This window comes from Klebsiella sp. JB_Kp031, assembly GCF_040064295.1.
In the GTDB taxonomy this organism is placed as follows: domain Bacteria; phylum Pseudomonadota; class Gammaproteobacteria; order Enterobacterales; family Enterobacteriaceae; genus Klebsiella; species Klebsiella quasipneumoniae.
In genome coordinates, this window is the sequence record NZ_JBEAJW010000004.1 from 26,045 (window position 1) to 42,412 (window position 16,368).

General features: G+C 58.4%; 19 protein-coding genes. 13 read left to right on the forward strand and 6 right to left on the reverse strand.

Annotated features, from left to right (window positions below; all coding sequences use genetic code 11):
* Positions 1 to 181: 181 nt before the first annotated feature.
* From ABLV64_RS04570 to ABLV64_RS04580, 3 genes are all read right to left on the reverse strand, one after another.
* A complete protein-coding gene (locus tag ABLV64_RS04570) occupies positions 182 to 814 on the reverse strand; it encodes a TetR/AcrR family transcriptional regulator (RefSeq protein ID WP_032456249.1) in 633 nt (210 codons plus the stop codon).
* Positions 811 to 1,206, reverse strand: a complete 396-nt coding sequence (locus tag ABLV64_RS04575) for a DoxX family protein (protein WP_032456248.1) — start codon at positions 1,204 to 1,206, stop codon at positions 811 to 813. The genes ABLV64_RS04570 and ABLV64_RS04575 overlap by 4 nt, the downstream gene beginning before the upstream one ends.
* 118 nt (positions 1,207 to 1,324) lie before the next feature.
* Positions 1,325 to 1,444 (reverse strand): hypothetical protein, encoded by a 120-nt coding sequence (locus tag ABLV64_RS04580; RefSeq protein WP_032456247.1) that lies wholly within the window; start codon positions 1,442 to 1,444, stop codon positions 1,325 to 1,327.
* Here ABLV64_RS04580 and ABLV64_RS04585 point away from each other — a divergent pair.
* The 8 genes from ABLV64_RS04585 (at position 1,443) to ABLV64_RS04620 (ending at position 8,731) form a co-directional block, all read left to right on the forward strand.
* Positions 1,443 to 1,640 carry a hypothetical protein gene (locus tag ABLV64_RS04585; protein ID WP_004203090.1) on the forward strand — a complete coding sequence of 66 codons (198 nt, stop codon included), beginning with the start codon at positions 1,443 to 1,445 and terminating at the stop codon, positions 1,638 to 1,640. The genes ABLV64_RS04580 and ABLV64_RS04585 overlap by 2 nt on opposite strands.
* Positions 1,641 to 2,120: 480 nt before the next feature.
* A complete protein-coding gene (sufA, locus tag ABLV64_RS04590; RefSeq protein ID WP_004203089.1) occupies positions 2,121 to 2,498 on the forward strand; it encodes a Fe-S cluster assembly scaffold SufA in 378 nt (125 codons plus the stop codon).
* Between the two features lie 2 nt (positions 2,499 to 2,500).
* A complete protein-coding gene (sufB, locus tag ABLV64_RS04595; RefSeq protein ID WP_002908877.1) occupies positions 2,501 to 3,988 on the forward strand; it encodes a Fe-S cluster assembly protein SufB in 1,488 nt (495 codons plus the stop codon).
* A gap of 16 nt (positions 3,989 to 4,004) precedes the next feature.
* Positions 4,005 to 4,751, forward strand: a complete 747-nt coding sequence (gene sufC, locus ABLV64_RS04600; protein WP_004203085.1) for a Fe-S cluster assembly ATPase SufC — start codon at positions 4,005 to 4,007, stop codon at positions 4,749 to 4,751.
* Positions 4,726 to 6,000 carry a Fe-S cluster assembly protein SufD gene (gene sufD, locus ABLV64_RS04605; protein ID WP_348843290.1) on the forward strand — a complete coding sequence of 425 codons (1,275 nt, stop codon included), beginning with the start codon at positions 4,726 to 4,728 and terminating at the stop codon, positions 5,998 to 6,000. The genes sufC and sufD overlap by 26 nt, the downstream gene beginning before the upstream one ends.
* Positions 5,997 to 7,217: a cysteine desulfurase SufS gene (gene sufS / locus ABLV64_RS04610; RefSeq protein WP_348843291.1), complete on the forward strand. Its 1,221-nt coding sequence runs from the start codon at positions 5,997 to 5,999 to the stop codon at positions 7,215 to 7,217. The genes sufD and sufS overlap by 4 nt, the downstream gene beginning before the upstream one ends.
* An 11-nt stretch (positions 7,218 to 7,228) precedes the next feature.
* Positions 7,229 to 7,645 carry a cysteine desulfuration protein SufE gene (gene sufE, locus ABLV64_RS04615; protein WP_004203081.1) on the forward strand — a complete coding sequence of 139 codons (417 nt, stop codon included), beginning with the start codon at positions 7,229 to 7,231 and terminating at the stop codon, positions 7,643 to 7,645.
* Between the two features lie 99 nt (positions 7,646 to 7,744).
* Complete coding sequence (locus ABLV64_RS04620) at positions 7,745 to 8,731, forward strand: L,D-transpeptidase family protein (protein ID WP_017900846.1); 987 nt, start codon at positions 7,745 to 7,747, stop codon at positions 8,729 to 8,731.
* 61 nt (positions 8,732 to 8,792) lie between these two features.
* Here ABLV64_RS04620 and ABLV64_RS04625 read toward each other — a convergent pair whose 3' ends face one another.
* Both ABLV64_RS04625 and pykF read right to left on the reverse strand, forming a co-directional pair.
* Positions 8,793 to 9,029 carry a major outer membrane lipoprotein gene (locus ABLV64_RS04625; RefSeq protein WP_002908860.1) on the reverse strand — a complete coding sequence of 79 codons (237 nt, stop codon included), beginning with the start codon at positions 9,027 to 9,029 and terminating at the stop codon, positions 8,793 to 8,795.
* A gap of 313 nt (positions 9,030 to 9,342) precedes the next feature.
* Entirely contained in the window at positions 9,343 to 10,755 is a 1,413-nt protein-coding gene (gene pykF / locus ABLV64_RS04630) for a pyruvate kinase PykF (protein WP_004203076.1), read from the reverse strand.
* Positions 10,756 to 10,892: 137 nt separating this feature from the next.
* Between pykF and ABLV64_RS04635 the strand changes: the two genes are divergently transcribed.
* A complete protein-coding gene (locus ABLV64_RS04635; RefSeq protein ID WP_004217210.1) occupies positions 10,893 to 11,024 on the forward strand; it encodes a hypothetical protein in 132 nt (43 codons plus the stop codon).
* Positions 11,025 to 11,260: 236 nt separating this feature from the next.
* Positions 11,261 to 11,473, forward strand: a complete 213-nt coding sequence (fumD, locus tag ABLV64_RS04640; protein WP_004203074.1) for a fumarate hydratase FumD — start codon at positions 11,261 to 11,263, stop codon at positions 11,471 to 11,473.
* A 17-nt stretch (positions 11,474 to 11,490) separates the two neighbouring features.
* Here fumD and ABLV64_RS04645 read toward each other — a convergent pair whose 3' ends face one another.
* Complete coding sequence (locus ABLV64_RS04645; RefSeq protein ID WP_017900845.1) at positions 11,491 to 12,129, reverse strand: TetR/AcrR family transcriptional regulator; 639 nt, start codon at positions 12,127 to 12,129, stop codon at positions 11,491 to 11,493.
* Between the two features lie 126 nt (positions 12,130 to 12,255).
* On the opposite strand from ABLV64_RS04645, the gene ABLV64_RS04650 reads away from it, so the two are divergent.
* From ABLV64_RS04650 to ABLV64_RS04660, 3 genes are all read left to right on the forward strand, one after another.
* A complete protein-coding gene (locus ABLV64_RS04650; RefSeq protein WP_049003495.1) occupies positions 12,256 to 14,109 on the forward strand; it encodes a sugar phosphate isomerase/epimerase and 4-hydroxyphenylpyruvate domain-containing protein in 1,854 nt (617 codons plus the stop codon).
* Positions 14,110 to 14,180: 71 nt separating this feature from the next.
* Positions 14,181 to 15,503 (forward strand): MFS transporter, encoded by a 1,323-nt coding sequence (locus ABLV64_RS04655; RefSeq protein ID WP_004203068.1) that lies wholly within the window; start codon positions 14,181 to 14,183, stop codon positions 15,501 to 15,503.
* Positions 15,504 to 15,518: 15 nt separating this feature from the next.
* On the forward strand, positions 15,519 to 16,355 hold the full coding sequence (locus ABLV64_RS04660; protein WP_023318530.1) for a shikimate dehydrogenase: 837 nt from the start codon (positions 15,519 to 15,521) through the stop codon (positions 16,353 to 16,355).
* The last annotated feature ends 13 nt before the right edge of the window (positions 16,356 to 16,368 follow it).

Below are 16,368 nucleotides of genomic sequence, written 5' to 3' on the forward strand. Positions count from 1 at the left end.
GCATCCAAGCCATTCCCTAACGGAATAAACTGGATTTGTCGCTTAAATGGTTATTTCTTTTTTTTGCCTTGGGCACGCGCGTTATTTTTATTTATTTCCGCGAAGCGTGAATTCGGGCCAAATAAAAGACCCGATGTGGTGCGACAGCGTTTTGCGCTATCGCCATAGCAAGGAAGCGTGGTCAGCTCGGCGCCTGCGAATAGGCGCGTAGAAAAACCTCCAGCGCGCGCTCAACCCGCAGTTTGATTTCGTCGTCGGATAAAGGCCGTCTTGCGCCAAGCTTTATTGCCAGGCTGGTCATCCCCAACCATAAACCGGCCAGATCGTCGGCAGCCTCCTGCGGATCGCATGCCCGCAGAGCACCGGCTTCGATTGCCTCGGCGATAATCACCTCCAGCATCTGCTGTGCCCGCCCCGGCCCGGCGGCGTAAAAGCGGCCGGGCAGTTCAGGATGACGCAGGGCGGCGGAGGCAATCAGCCGGTCCCAGCCGGTCAGTTCCCGCTGATTGATAAAGCGGACAAAGCGATTGCCAAATGCGGTCAGCACCTCGACCAGCGGCAGGTGATGGCGCTGGGCGAAATCGTGGTCGCTGATGGTGAGATCTGATTCCCGGCGCAATACCGCCTCTATCAATTGTTCTTTATCGCTGAAATTGGCATACAAGGTGGCTTTCGCCACCCCTGCCACCCGGGCGATTTCAGCCGTCGTGACCTCCAGGCCTTGTTCAAGGAACAATTTACGGGCGGCCTGAAGGATGGCCTGCATTTTCAGCGGATCTTTTGGCCGTCCTTTCTGACGAGGGGTATCGCTCATCGCCGATAACCTGCAAACAACGCGCTCATGATTAATCCTCCCACCACGGTAATGTGTTCAAGCGCAACGTGGAATTCCTCTGTGCGCCGGGGCTCGCTAAAGGCCCAGAAAGCGTGTCCCAGCGGAATGGTGAGTAATGTAAACACAATCAGCATCAGCGATCCAATCCAGCCGTAGCCGGCAGGATTAAAAACGATCAGCGCGGAGCCCGCCAGCTGGCAACCAATCGTACCAACCGCGAACAATACTGGCCATGGCAGGCCAACGGCCAACATCTCCCGAACGATCTCCGTGAAATGAAAGACGCCGTAGACGCCAGCCATCCAGAAGAAAAAAGTCACCAGGACGCGGGAGAGACAGAGAGTAATGAAAAATGAGGTTGAATTAGTCATGAGATTTTACGCAAATGTGAATTAACAGACCGCGGAGTCTAAGAAATAATTATAAGACTAACAAGTCTGTTAATTGTCCGTGAGTGTTATTTTATTTAAATCAACAAATTAGTTTGAATTATCCAGGCCGTGATGCCTTTCGCGCACTTTTCTCATGGCGTAAAGAAGGTGATTTTGAAATTGAGCAGATGCTATCTTTTGCTAGCCTTTCTGAGGAGGACAGACGGAGCGACACCATGAAAGATAAAGATGAACAAACGGCATTGATTGGCATGGCTATCGGCGCGGCGGTCATTAGCTTAGTGGCGACCCAAAAGCAGATTAATCAGGGGAGTATCGTGGATGAGCTGGTGCGGCTGGGCAGACAGAAGGGGGATGGGGTGGAGGATGAAGTTTTTGTCCAGGCCGCCCGCCTGGTGAGAAAAGGAACTTAGCCAACCGATAGCCTTCCTGGCTACCCGCTTTATCGCGGTTTATCTCCCCCCGATCGCGGCCACGTCCCCCGCCAGGCCGCGACCGCCCCTGCCGAAAGCGTTGCGCCTTGACGCTTTCTGTTTACGCTTTCTCATTCCGCAGGCCAGCGCCTGTTCAGCGCGCATGGCTGCTCAGTGACGCCGTCACTTTTTTGGTTTCTACGACAAGGTTAATCAGGAAGGTGGTCTGCTGCTATCGCATAAATCGGTATTTTCGATACATCTTTGCCATTGCGTGCGGTGATAGAACGATATCAGAATTAAATATTATAAATCATATGATTAGGTTCAACTTGCGCACCCTGATAATCCCCGGGCAAGGGTCTATGCTTATAAAAAGCGCTAATCGGGGCAATACCCCTGCTGGAGAAGGGTTGAAGTGATAATCATTATCACTAACATGGCGGTATGCCTTGATGGCGCCAACCTGGAGGTCTATCGATGGAAGTACAAGCAGGAACCTTTAATCCCGCCGATTTCAGCTGGCAGGGACTGACCATGACGCCGGCCGCTGCCGCGCATATTCGCGATCTGATGCGCAAGCAACCGGATAAAAAGGGGCTACGGCTGGGTATTAAAACCAGCGGCTGCGCCGGTTTTGGCTATGTGCTCGAAATGATTGCCGAGCCGGCGCCCGACGATCTGCTCTTTGAATCTGAAGGGGCGAAGCTGTACGCGCCGCTGCAGGCGATGCCGTTCATTGACGGTACGGAGCTGGATTACGTCCGGGAAGGATTAAATGAAATCTTTAAATTTCATAACCCGAAAGCGCAGCACGAATGCGGCTGCGGCGAAAGTTTTGGGGTGCAGGCGGAGTAACTATGTCGCGTAATACTGAAGCAACAGACGATGTCAAAACCTGGACCGGCGGCCCGCTCAATTATAAAGAGGGCTTTTTCACTCGCCTGCAGACCGATGAGCTGGCCAAAGGCATTAATGAAGAAGTGGTTCGCGCAATCTCCGCCCGCCGCAATGAGCCGCAGTGGATGCTGGAGTTCCGGCTCAATGCCTACCGGGCGTGGCTGGAGATGGAAGAGCCGCACTGGCTGAAGGCGCATTACGATAAGCTGAATTATCAGGATTACAGCTACTATTCCGCCCCCTCCTGCGGCAACTGCGATGAGACCTGCGCCTCCGAGCCCGGCGCGGTGCAGCAGACCGGGGCCAACACCTTTCTGACCAGCGAGGTGGAAGAAGCCTTTAACCAGCTGGGCGTACCGGTGCGCGAAGGGCGCGAGGTGGCGGTGGACGCGATATTCGACTCGGTGTCGGTGGCGACCACCTACCGTGAAAAGCTGGCGGAGCAGGGGATCATCTTCTGCTCTTTCGGCGAGGCGATCCACGACCATCCGGAACTGGTGAAAAAGTATCTGGGGACCGTGGTGCCGGGAAATGACAACTTCTTTGCCGCGCTGAACGCCGCGGTGGCTTCGGATGGCACCTTTATCTATGTGCCGAAGGGCGTCCGCTGTCCGATGGAGCTATCGACCTATTTCCGCATCAACGCCGAAAAGACCGGCCAGTTTGAACGTACCATTCTGGTGGCCGATGAAGGCAGCTACGTCAGCTACATCGAGGGCTGCTCGGCGCCAGTGCGCGACAGCTATCAACTGCATGCCGCGGTGGTGGAGGTCATCATCCATAAAGATGCGGAAGTGAAATACTCCACGGTGCAGAACTGGTTCCCGGGGGACAACAACACCGGAGGGATCCTTAACTTTGTCACCAAGCGCGCTCTGTGCGAAGGGGAGAACAGCAAAATGTCATGGACCCAGTCGGAAACCGGCTCGGCCATCACCTGGAAATACCCCAGCTGCATCCTGCGCGGCGATAACTCGATCGGCGAATTCTTTTCGGTGGCGCTGACCAGCGGCCATCAGCAGGCGGACACCGGCACGAAAATGATCCATATCGGCAAGAACACCCGCTCGACCATCATCTCGAAAGGGATCTCCGCCGGACACAGCCAGAATAGCTATCGCGGGCTGGTCAAAATCATGCCGACCGCCACGAATGCCCGCAACTATACCCAGTGCGATTCAATGCTGATCGGCCCGGACTGTGGGGCGCATACCTTCCCCTATGTCGAATGTCGCAACAACAGCGCTCAGCTGGAACACGAAGCGACCACCTCGCGGATCGGTGAGGACCAGCTGTTCTACTGCCTGCAGCGCGGGATCAGCGAAGACGATGCCATCTCGATGATCGTCAACGGCTTCTGTAAAGACGTCTTCTCCGAACTGCCGCTGGAGTTCGCCGTAGAGGCGCAAAAATTGCTGGCCATTAGCCTTGAGCATAGCGTCGGCTGATAATTAAGGAAAAAAGATGTTAAGTATTCAAGATTTACATGTCGCCGTTGAAGATAAAGCGATCCTGCGCGGGCTGAACCTTGAGGTGCGTCCGGGGGAGGTCCACGCCATTATGGGGCCAAACGGCTCGGGGAAAAGTACGCTTTCGGCCACTCTGGCCGGGCGCGAAGATTACGAGGTCACCGGCGGCAGCGTCGAATTTAAGGGCAAAAACCTGCTGGAGCTCGCCCCGGAAGATCGCGCTGGGGAAGGCATCTTTATGGCCTTCCAGTATCCGGTGGAGATCCCCGGCGTCAGCAACCAGTTCTTCCTGCAGACTGCGCTGAATGCCGTACGCAGCTATCGCGGCCAGGAGCCGCTGGATCGCTTCGATTTCCAGGACCTGATGGAAGAGAAAATTAAGCTGCTGCAGATGCCGGAAGATCTGCTGACCCGTTCGGTGAACGTGGGTTTCTCCGGCGGCGAGAAAAAGCGCAACGACATTCTGCAGATGGCGGTGCTTGAGCCGGAGCTGTGCATTCTCGATGAATCGGATTCCGGGCTGGACATTGATGCTCTGAAAATCGTCTCCCAGGGCGTGAACGCGCTGCGCGACGGCAAACGCGCCTTCATCATCGTCACCCACTATCAGCGCATCCTTGACTATATCAAGCCGGACTATGTCCATGTGCTCTATCAGGGGCGGATTGTGAAGTCGGGGGATTTCACCCTCGTCAAACAGCTGGAGGAGCAGGGCTATGGCTGGCTTACCGAACAGCAGTAACGCGCTGCAGCAGTGGCACCATCTCTTTGAAGCGCAGGGCGACCAGCGTACGCCGGAGGCCAGCCAGCATCTACAGCAGCTGTTGCGCCTGGGGCTGCCGACGCGCAAGCAGGAGGACTGGAAATACACCCCGCTGGACGCGCTACTTAACGGCCGCTTCGTCGCCGAGGAGGGGGCGTCGCTCAGCGCCGAACAGCGTGACGCGCTGGCGCTGCCGCTGGACGCCTGGCGTCTGGTGTTTATCGACGGCCGCTATCATCCTGAGCTGAGCGACGATCTCGCCGCCAGCGGCGTGGAGGTTAGCGTTGATAACCAGCGCCAGCATCTGCCGGATGCCCTGCAGCCGGAAGTGTTTCTCCATCTGACCGAAAGCCTGGCGCAGTCGGTGACCCGCCTTCGCGTGCCGCGCAACCGTCGCCTGGATAAGCCGCTGCTGCTGATGCATATCACCCGCGGCCTGGCCGGCGATGCGCTGAATACCGCCCACTATCGTCACCATCTGACGCTGGAGAACGGGACGGAGGCGACGATTGTCGAGCATTACCTCAGTTTCGATGAGCAACCGCACTTCACCGGCGGGCGGCTGACCATGACGGTGGCGGACAACGCACGCCTGCAGCACATCAAGCTGGCGTTCGAGAACGCGCATAGCTACCACTTCGCCCATAACGACCTGCAGCTGGGCCGCGACGCCTCGGCCTTCAGCAGCAGTTTCCTGCTCGGCGGCCAGGTGCTGCGTCACCACACCAGCACGCGTCTGGGCGGCGAAAATAGCGACCTGCGTCTTAATTCGCTGGCGATGCCGGTAAAAAATGAGGTCTGCGACAGCCGCACCTGGCTGGATCACCAGGTGGGGTACTGCACCAGCCGCCAGCTGCACAAAACCATCGTCAGCGATAAGGGCCGGGCGGTGTTTAACGGGCTGATCAACGTCGCGCCGCACGCGCTGAAAACCGACGGCCAGATGACCAACAACAATCTGCTGCTCGGGCGGCTGGCGGAAGTCGACACCAAACCGCAGCTGGAGATTTACGCCGATGACGTGAAATGCAGCCACGGGGCGACGGTCGGGCGCATAGACGAAGAACAGCTGTTCTATCTGCGCTCGCGCGGGATTGAACAGCAGGCGGCGCAGCAGATGATCCTCTACGCCTTCGCCGCCGAGCTTACCGAAGCTATCCGCAGCGACGCGCTCAGAGAGCAGGTGCTGGCGCGAATTGGAGAGCGTTTGTCGGGAGGCACAGCATGACATTTTCAGTAGAACGGGTTCGCGCCGATTTTCCGGTGCTGAGCCGGGAGGTCAACGGCCAGCCGCTGGTCTATCTTGACAGCGCCGCCAGCGCCCAGAAACCGGAGGCGGTGATCGGCGCCGAAGCGGAATTCTATCGTCACGGCTACGCGGCGGTGCATCGTGGGATCCATACCCTCAGCGCGGAAGCCACCGCGCGGATGGAAGCGGTGCGCCAGCAGGCGGCCACTTTCCTTAACGCCGGATCGGCGGAGGAGCTGGTATTCGTGCGCGGCACCACCGAGGGCATCAACCTGGTGGCCAACAGCTGGGGAAATGCCAACGTCGGCGCTGGGGATAACATCATCATCAGCGAGATGGAGCACCACGCCAACATCGTACCGTGGCAGATGCTCTGCGCCAGCGTGGGGGCTGAGCTGCGGGTGATTCCCCTCAACCCGGACGGCACCCTGCAGCTGGACGTGGTTCCCGGGCTGTTTGACCAGCGTACCCGCTTGCTGGCGATCACCGAAGTCTCCAACGTGCTGGGCACCGAAAACCCGCTGTCGGCGCTGATTGCCCTTGCGCATCAGCATGGCGCGAAAGTACTGGTGGACGGTGCTCAGGCGGTGATGCACCACCCGGTGGACGTTCAGGCGCTGGGTTGTGATTTTTATGTCTTCTCCGCCCACAAATTGTATGGTCCGACCGGGATCGGCGTGCTCTACGCCCGGGCCGAGCTGCTGCAGACCATGGCGCCTTGGGAAGGGGGCGGGTCGATGATCGCCACCGTCAGCCTGACGGAGGGCACCACCTGGAACCAGGCGCCGTGGCGCTTTGAGGCCGGCACGCCGAATACCGGCGGGATCATTGGCCTCGGCGCGGCGCTGAGCTACGTCAGCCAACTGGGACTGACGCAGATCGCCGAATACGAACAGACGCTGATGCGCTACGCGCTGGAGGCCCTGCGCGCGGTGCCGGACCTGATCCTCTACGGTCCGGCGCAGCGCAAAGGGGTGATTGCCTTTAACCTCGGCCAGCATCACGCCTATGACGTCGGCAGCTTCCTCGATAACTACGGGATCGCCGTGCGGACCGGGCACCACTGCGCCATGCCGTTGATGGCCCGCTATCAGGTACCGGCCATGTGTCGGGCGTCGCTGGCCATGTACAATACCACGGAAGAGGTGGACCGCCTGGTGGCCGGCCTCCAGCGGATCCACAAACTATTAGGGTAAAGGACGTGACGATGACGGCATTACCGGACAAAGATAAACTGTTGCGCAATTTTAGCCGTTGCGCCAACTGGGAAGAGAAGTATCTCTATATCATTGAGCTGGGCCAGCGGCTGGCGCCGCTGAGCGACGCGGAGCACAGCCCGCAGAATATTATTCAGGGCTGTCAAAGCCAGGTATGGATCGTGATGGCGCAGGATCCTTCCGGCGTTGTCACCCTGCGCGGCGACAGCGATGCGGCGATTGTCAAAGGGCTGATTGCGGTGGTGTTTATCCTTTATGACCGGATGACCGCCCAGGACATCGTCGAGTTCGACGTCCGCCCGTGGTTTGAAAAAATGGCTCTCACCCAGCATCTTACCCCCTCCCGCTCGCAGGGCCTCGAAGCCATGATCCGCGCGATACGCGCGAAAGCCGCAAATATTAGCTAGAATAAACAGGTAGATTTCATTCTGTTACGTCCGGCAGGGCGCTGACCCTGCCGCCGTTCAGTCTCCTGGCGTTTTATCAGCGAAAGAAGGAATCTCAGTATGAAACGCAAAACGATGATCACCTTAGCCCTTCTCAGCGCCCTTGGCGCTTCCCCGGCCGCCTGGGCCGTCGACTACCCGCTGCCTCCGGCTAACAGCCGGCTGATTGGCCAGAACCAGTACTGGACGGTTCAGGAGAGCGATCGCAACCTGCAGGCGATTGCCCGCCATTTCGATACCGCGGCGATGCTGATCCTCGAAGCCAACGATACCATTGCGCCGGTGCAGCCGAAGCCCGGGACCCAGGTGCTGATCCCTTCGCAGATGCTGCTGCCTGACGTGCCGCGGGAGGGGATTGTCGTCAACCTCGCGGAGCTGCGGCTGTACTACTTCCCGCCGGGAGAGAATCAGGTCCAGGTTTATCCCCTGGGCATCGGCCAGTTAGGACTGGAAACCCCGGAGATGACCACCCGAGTCGGGCAGAAGATCCCTAACCCGACCTGGACACCCACCGCCGGCATCCGTGCGCGCTCGCTGGAGAAAGGGGTGACGCTGCCGGCGGTGGTGCCGGCCGGGCCGAATAACCCGCTGGGTCGCTATGCGCTGCGTCTGGCCTACGGTAACGGCGAATATCTCATCCACGGGACTAACGCCCCGGACAGCGTTGGGCTGCGCGTCAGCTCGGGCTGTATGCGGATGAACGCTGATGATATCAAGGCGCTGTTCAGTCAGGTGAAAACCGGGACGCCGGTGCGGATCATCAATCAGCCGGTGAAGTTTGCCGTCGAACCGGATGGTAAACGCTACGTAGAGGTCCACAGGCCGCTGTCGCAGACGGAAGGGGAAAACACCCGGACCATCGCTTACACGCTGCCAGCGGCGTTTCACGCCTTCGCAGAGGATAAAGCGGTGGATGACCAGCAGTTGAAAAAAGCGATGTCGAGAAGGGCGGGCTATCCGGTGGTGGTATCGACGGGGGCGGGGAGCGCGGCGACGTCGCTGTCGGCGCAGAACAGTTCGTCTGATAACGGCCTGCTCACCCAGTAGCCGTCAGCGCGAGGGCAAAAAAAATGGCGCACTGAGTGCGCCATTTTTATTACCAGAACTCTTACTTACGGTAAGAGTGAGCCTGGTTGTCCAGACGCTGGTTAGCGCGAGCTGCGTCGTCTTTAGCAGCCTGAACGTCGGAACGCATTGCGTTCACGTCGTTGCTCAGCTGGTCAACTTTAGCGTTCAGAGTCTGAACGTCAGAAGACAGCTGATCGATTTTAGCATTGCTGGAGCAACCAGCCAGCAGAGTAGAACCCAGGATTACCGCGCCCAGTACCAGTTTAGTACGATTCATTATTAATACCCTCTAGATTGAGTTAATCTCCATGTAGCGTTACAAGTATTACACAAACTTTTTTGGGATGAGAATATTTTTTTTACCTGAACGCACTTATTTTTGATCGTTCGCTCAAAGAAGCATCGAATTGGTCAAAATCGCTGAAAAAGGCGAGTGAAAACAGCGCGCTTCCATCGGATTCATCTTAGATAATCTCTTATTAAATAGTAAATTCCGATTTGCATTTTTAATAGGAAGAGCTAGCCGGTGAATAAAAAAAAAGCGCCCCGAGAGGCGCTTTATTAAAAAAAACCAATTAACCTGTAAATTATTACAGCACGTGCACGGAAGCGGTATTAGTGGTGCCGCTCGGGACTAATGCGCCAGAGACCATCACCACCACGTCGCCTTTGCGCGCGAGGCCGCTCTTCAGCGCCAGATCTTTGCCCAGGTGATAGAAGTCATCAGTAGAGGCAATCTCTGTCACCAGCTGCGGCACAACGCCTTTGCTCAGCACCAGCTGGCGAGCGGTGGTTTCGTTGGTGGTCAGCGCCAGGATGGTGGCATCCGGGAAATATTTGCGCACAGCGCGTGCGGATTTACCGCCCTGGGTGGCGACGACGATCAGCGGCGCTTCCAGTTTCTCAGCGGTTTCTACCGCGCCGCGGCACACCGCTTCGGTGATGCGCAGTTTACGGTTGTCGTTGTTGAAATCCAGACGGCTGGTCATGACGCGGTCGGTACGTTCGCAGATAGTCGCCATGATGGTGACCGCTTCCAGCGGGTATTTACCTTTCGCGGATTCGCCGGACAGCATCACCGCATCGGTGCCGTCGAGGATGGCGTTGGCCACGTCGCCGGCTTCAGCGCGGGTCGGACGCGGGTTCTTGATCATGGAGTCAAGCATCTGGGTGGCGGTGATAACCACTTTGCGCGCGCGGATACATTTTTCGATGATCATTTTCTGCGCGAAGATAACTTCTTCAACCGGGATCTCAACGCCCATGTCGCCACGAGCAACCATGATGCCGTCAGAGGCTTCGAGGATTTCGTCGAAGTTGTTCAGGCCTTCCTGGTTTTCGATTTTGGAGATGATCTGGATATTTTCGCCACCGTGGGCTTTCAGGTGCTCACGGATCTCGACGACGTCGGAACGCTTACGGATGAAGGAGGCCGCGACGAAGTCCACGCCCTGTTCGCAACCGAAGATCAGATCCTGTTTGTCTTTTTCCGCCAGCGCCGGCAGGGCGATGGAGACGCCCGGCAGGTTCACGCCTTTGTTCTCGCCAAGGTCGCCGTTGTTCAGCACTTTACAGATAACTTTGTTGCCTTCGATCGCGGTCACTTCCATGCCGATCAGGCCATCGTCCACCAGAACGGTGTTGCCGACGCTCAGGTCAGAGGTGAAGCCTTCATAGGTTACCGCTACGATTTCGCTGTTGCCGATAACGGATTTATCGGTGGTGAAGGTGAAAGTCTGGCCCGCTTTCAGGGAGACGTCGTTGCCGCCTTCCAGCTTGATGGTACGAATTTCCGGTCCTTTGGTGTCCAGCAGAATAGCGGCTTTCTTACCGGTTTTGCTCATCACATTGCGCAGGTTCTGGATGCGCTGACCGTGTTCCGCATAGTCACCGTGAGAGAAGTTCAGACGCATCACGTTCATGCCGGCTTCCAGCATTTTGGTCAGCATCTCTTCAGATTCGGTTTTCGGACCGATGGTGCAAACAATTTTGGTCTTTTTCATGACAGTTTTAGTCTTTAAGTTGTGAAGGATATGGAATTCTCGCTCCGCGGGCGCACTGCCGGGGAGCCAAACCTGTATTACGAAAGTTGCTAAGCCACGCCCTAAGGATAGGTGACAACCCTGAAGCGTGCAGAAGAATGTGTGCTGGCGGTTCAGCCCATGAAATGTGGCAAGGTGTTATGCGTTTTATCATGCAGTCCAATGCGCTGAAACCATTCAAGAAAGAATCGAAGCGCATTATACGCTGCCGAAATCAAAAAGGAAAATAAAAACCTCGTTTCAAATTATGGACAAAACGCGTAACAAAACCGGCACGTTATGCATAAAACTACGCAACACAATATTTCATCAGGCGGCATGAAAAGGGGCGTAAGAAAGGGATTTTACTGACATCATGAGGCGCTAAAATACCCCATTGAGCCGTTAACGGTGGGATGATTTGCGTTGTCGGAAAAATCTATCAATAATGATTTGATTGATAATGAGAAAATGCGAGCCAGACTCAATGGGAAATAAAGCGAAAGACGACGAGCTGTACCAGGAAATGTGCCGCGTGGTGGGCAAAGTGGTGCTGGAGATGCGTGACCTTGGTCAGGAGCCGAAACACATTGTCATCGCCGGCGTGTTGCGCACCTCGCTGGCGAACAGCAAAATCCAGCGTTCACCGCTCACCGAGGAGGCGATGGCGAAGGTCATTCATGCCCTCTCCGGACACTGACGCCTTTCGCCGGCGGGTCAGGAAATCACAAAGCGGACCACCGCCCGGACGGCAATGTCGCAGTGGTGGGCCACCATCGCTTCATCGTCAATGGCGGGCAGCGGATCGTCAAGGTACAGACTGCTGAAGGTGTAGAAATTCGACACCTGATAAAAGCTGAAGCTGCTGATCAACCGGTGGACATCGCGCGCTTCCAGCCCCGCCTGAAAGACGCCCTGCTGTTGGCCGCGTTGCAAAATGTCTTCCAGAATCGACAGGGCGGTTCGATTCAGCGGCTTCAGATCCCCTGAGGTCTTCAGCCACTTGCCGCGCTGCATGTTCTCCATGCAAATCACCCGCATATAGTCCGCATGGGTGGCGTGATAGCGCACGCTCCAGCGCACCAGCCGCACCAGCGCCTCTACCGGCGGCACATTCTCCAGCCCCAACTGCTGCTCGGTTTCGCGGATCCGCGCATACACATGCTGCAGCACCTCCTGATAGAGCTGCTCTTTGCTTTTGAAGTAGTAGACCACCATGCGCTTGGTGGTCTGCGCCTCGGTGGCGATCTGCTCCATGCGGGCGCCTGATAGCCCGTGTTCGGCAAAGACGGCGATAGCGGCGCTGAAGATCCGCTCCTTCAGAGATTGTGCTTCATCATGAGCAACGACGGTCATGGCAACTCCTTTTTCTTGGGTGACAAAAAATACACATAATGATCACAATTTAGCAACCTGGTATGGCGCAAATGAACCAAATGATACATATTCAAGACTCACGTCAGCTATTGACCCGAGGACCTTATGCTGCGCTCTATCGCCACCGTTTCGATTTCCGGCACCCTGCCAGAGAAGCTGCACGCTATTGCGGCGGCGGGCTATCAGGGTGTGGAAATTTTCGAGAACGATCTGCTCTATTATACGGGGACGCCAGCGGAAATCCGCCAGCTGGCCGCCGATTTAGGATTAAAAATCACGCTTTTTCAACCCTTTCGCGATTTTGAAGGCGCCAGCCGGGCGCAGTTTGCGGCCAATATGACCCGCGCCAGACGCAAATTTGCGCTGATGCGCGAGCTGGGCTGCGACACGCTGCTGCTGTGCAGCAATGTGCAGCCGGACTGCTCGGCGGATAGCGAACTGCAGGTGGCGGACCTGCGGGCGCTGGCCACGCTGGCGGAAGAGGAGGGGATCGTAATCGGCTATGAGGCGCTGGCCTGGGGAACCCATGTGAACCGCTGGCAGCAGGCCTGGGAGCGGGTGCAGCAGGTGGACAGCCCGGCGCTGGGCCTGGTGCTCGACAGCTTCCATATCCTGGCCCGGGGCGACACCCTCGACGCACTGCCATCGGTGCCGGTGGAGAAAATCACCTTCGTACAGCTCGCCGATGCGCCGTATATGAAAATGGATCTCCTGGAGTGGAGTCGCCATTTTCGCTGCTTCCCCGGGCAGGGGGAGCTGCCGCTGGAGGCGTTTGCCGAGCAGATCACCCGCTGCGGCTATCGCGGCCCCTGGTCGCTGGAGATCTTTAATGACGGTTTTCGCGCCTCGCCAAACGGCGCGACGGCCAAAGATGGTTATCGTTCGCTGCTGTGGCTGGAGGAGCAGACTCGTCGCCGGCTCCCGGCGTGCGATGCCGATCTGTTTTCACCGCCGCCGTTACCGAACTATCACGGGCTGGAGTTTATTGAATTCGCCGCCAGCGTCGCCGAGGCGCAGCGCCTGGGGCAGCATCTGCAGGCTTTGGGTTTTCAGCACGAGGGAAGCCACCGCTCCAAACAGGTCACGCTGTGGCGCAACGGCGGGGCGCGGATCGTGATTAACCATCAGCCCCACAGCTGGGCCGATCACTTTTATCAACGCCATGGGGTATCGCTCTGTGCGATGGCGCTGCGGGTCGACAGCAGTGCGCCGATTGTCGCTCGCGCCCGCGCGCTGGGGTATGCCACCTGGCAGGGCGACGCCGGGCCGAACGAGACGCCGATCCCGGCGATCTGCGCCCCTGACGGCAGCCTGGTCTATCTGATCGACGCCGGAGAGGCGATCTACGAGCGCGATTTTCTCCTGCGCGACGGTTTGACGGTGCGCGAAGATTACCTCGGTATCGACCATCTGGCGCTGGGCATGGAGGCAGACAGCCGCGACAACTGGGTGATGTTCTTCCGCACGGTGTTTGGCTTTACCCTTGAACATGAGCAGACGCTGCCGGACCCCTATGGACTGGTGCGCAGTCTGGCGGTGCGCAGCCCGCAGGGCGATATCCGCCTGGCGCTGAATATCTCCCAGAGCCGGGCGACGCAGATCGCCCGATCGGTCGCCTGCTACCAGGGGGCGGGGCTGCAGCATGCCGCCTTTGCCTGCCGCGATCTACCGGCCACCTGCGACCAGCTCGCCGCGGTTGCCGGCCATGCGCTGCCGATCCCGGCCAATTACTATGACGATCTGCTGGCGCGTTTTGGCGGCGAGTTGGACGTCGGGCAGCTCCAGCGGCGGCAGCTTCTCTACGACCGCGATCCGCAGGGCGGGGCGTTCCTGCACCTGTATACCCGGCCCTTCACCGCCGGGCGCTTCTTCTTTGAATTAACCGAACGACGGGCAGGCTACGCGCTCTATGGCGCGGCGAATGCGGCCGTCCGCCTGGCGGCGATGCAGTATTGTTAGCCTGAATCAAATGGTTCATTATGCCTGAAACACAATAACAACACCCTCTGTACCCGAGACAGGAACTGACTATGAGCTCATATAGCCCTAACCCGACGGCTGCCGCCCAGCCGGCCGTCACCGCGCGCCGCTCCCGGCGGCGCATCGGCATTCTTGCGCTGCTGGCCATCGGCACCATGATCAACTACCTCGACCGCACCGTGCTGGGGATCGCCGCCCCAAAGCTCACCGCTGAGCTGGGGATCGATCCAGCGATCATGGGGATACTTTTCTCCGCTTTCGCCTGGACCTACGCCCTGGCGCAAATCCCCGGCGGGCTGTTTCTTGACCGCTTTGGCAACAAAGTCACCTATTTTCTGTCGCTGACCCTGTGGTCGCTGTTTACCCTGTTCCACGGCATGGCGGTGGGGCTGAAAACGCTGCTGCTGTGCCGTTTCGGGCTTGGCGTCAGCGAAGCGCCGTGCTTTCCGGTCAATAGCCGGGTGGTCAGCGCCTGGTTCCCGCAACAGGAGCGCGCGAAGGCCACGGCGGTTTACACCGTGGGGGAGTATCTTGGGCTGGCCTGCTTTGCCCCGCTGCTGTTCTGGATCATGGATGGCTTCGGCTGGCGGGTGCTGTTCGTCAGCGTCGGCGCGGTTGGCATTCTGTTTGCCCTGGTGTGGTGGCGCTGCTACCGCGAACCGCATGAAGATCCTCGTCTCAGCCAGCAGGAGCGTGAGCATATCGAAAACGGCGGCGGCCTGAGCGCCCCGACGGACCAGCAGGTGGCGTTCAGCTGGCCGCTGGTCCGCCAGCTGCTGAGCAAACGCCAGATCATCGGCGCCAGCATCGGTCAGTTTGCCGGCAATACCGTGCTGGTGTTCTTTCTCACCTGGTTCCCGACCTGGCTGGCCACCGAACGCCATATGCCGTGGCTGAAGGTCGGTTTCTTTTCCATCCTGCCGTTTGTCGCCGCCGCCGGTGGGGTGATGTTTGGCGGCTGGATCTCCGACAAGCTGCTCAAAGCCACCGGGTCGGCCAACCTGGGGCGTAAGCTGCCGATCGTCGCTGGCCTGCTGATGGCCAGCTGTATCATCTCCGCCAACTGGCTGCAGAGTGACCTGGCGGTGATCCTGGTGATGTCGTTTGCCTTTTTTGGCCAGGGGATGGTGGGCCTCGGCTGGACGCTGATCTCCGACATCGCCCCGAAGGGGCTGGGCGGACTTACCGGTGGCCTGTTCAACTTTTGCGCCAACCTCGCGGGGATCCTCACCCCGCTGGTGATCGGCTTTATCGTCGCCGGGTTCGGCAATTTCTTCTACGCGTTGATCTACATCGGCGGCGCCGCGCTGCTGGGTGTGGTGGCCTATCTGTTTATCCTCGGCGACGTCAAACGTATCGAGTTATCGCAGTAAACAAAGGAGCAAGGCATGGTGATTAGTGGGAATACGCGGCTGATAGCGCATCTTGGCTATCCGACCGCCAGTTTTAAGGCGCCGATGATCTACAACCCGTGGTTTGTCGACCAGCAGGTGGACGTGAAGGTGGTGCCGATGGGGGTCAAACCGGAGGACTATGCCGCGTTTATTCCGCCGCTGTTTACGATGACCAACATCATCGGCGCGCTGGTGACGATGCCGCATAAAATCGCCACCTGCGAGCTGGTGCAGCGCCTGAGTCCGACGGCGGCTATCGCCGGCGCCTGTAACGCCATCCGTCGCGAGGCGGACGGCAGCCTCTCCGGGGACATGTTCGATGGCGACGGCTTTGTGCTGGGCCTGCGCCGCAAAGGATTTCATCCTGAGGGGACGCGGGCGCTGGTGGTCGGCAACGGCGGAGTGGGGTCGGCTATCGCCGCCTCTCTCGCGGCGGCAGGGGTTAGTGCTCTGACCCTGTACGATACCCGACCGGAGGTGGCGCACGCTCTCGCCGGACGGCTGCATCAGCACTATCCGCAGCTCGATATCACCCTGATGCAGCGCGATCCGGCCGGACACGAGCTGGTGGTTAACGCCACGCCGCTGGGGATGAAGGTCAGCGATCCGCTGCCGCTGGACGTGGACCGTCTGGCGCCTGGCACCTGGGTGGGGGAGGTGGTGATGACCCAGGAGTATACCCCGCTGCTGAGGGCCGCCCAGGCGCGACAGTGCCCCATCCAGCGCGGGACCGACATGCTGTTTGAAATGATCCCCGCCTATCTGCGCTTTTTCGACCTGCCGGTAGCCACCCCTGAACAGCTCCGGACGCTGGCAGAAATTCGCTACTGACGTGGCGGCAAAC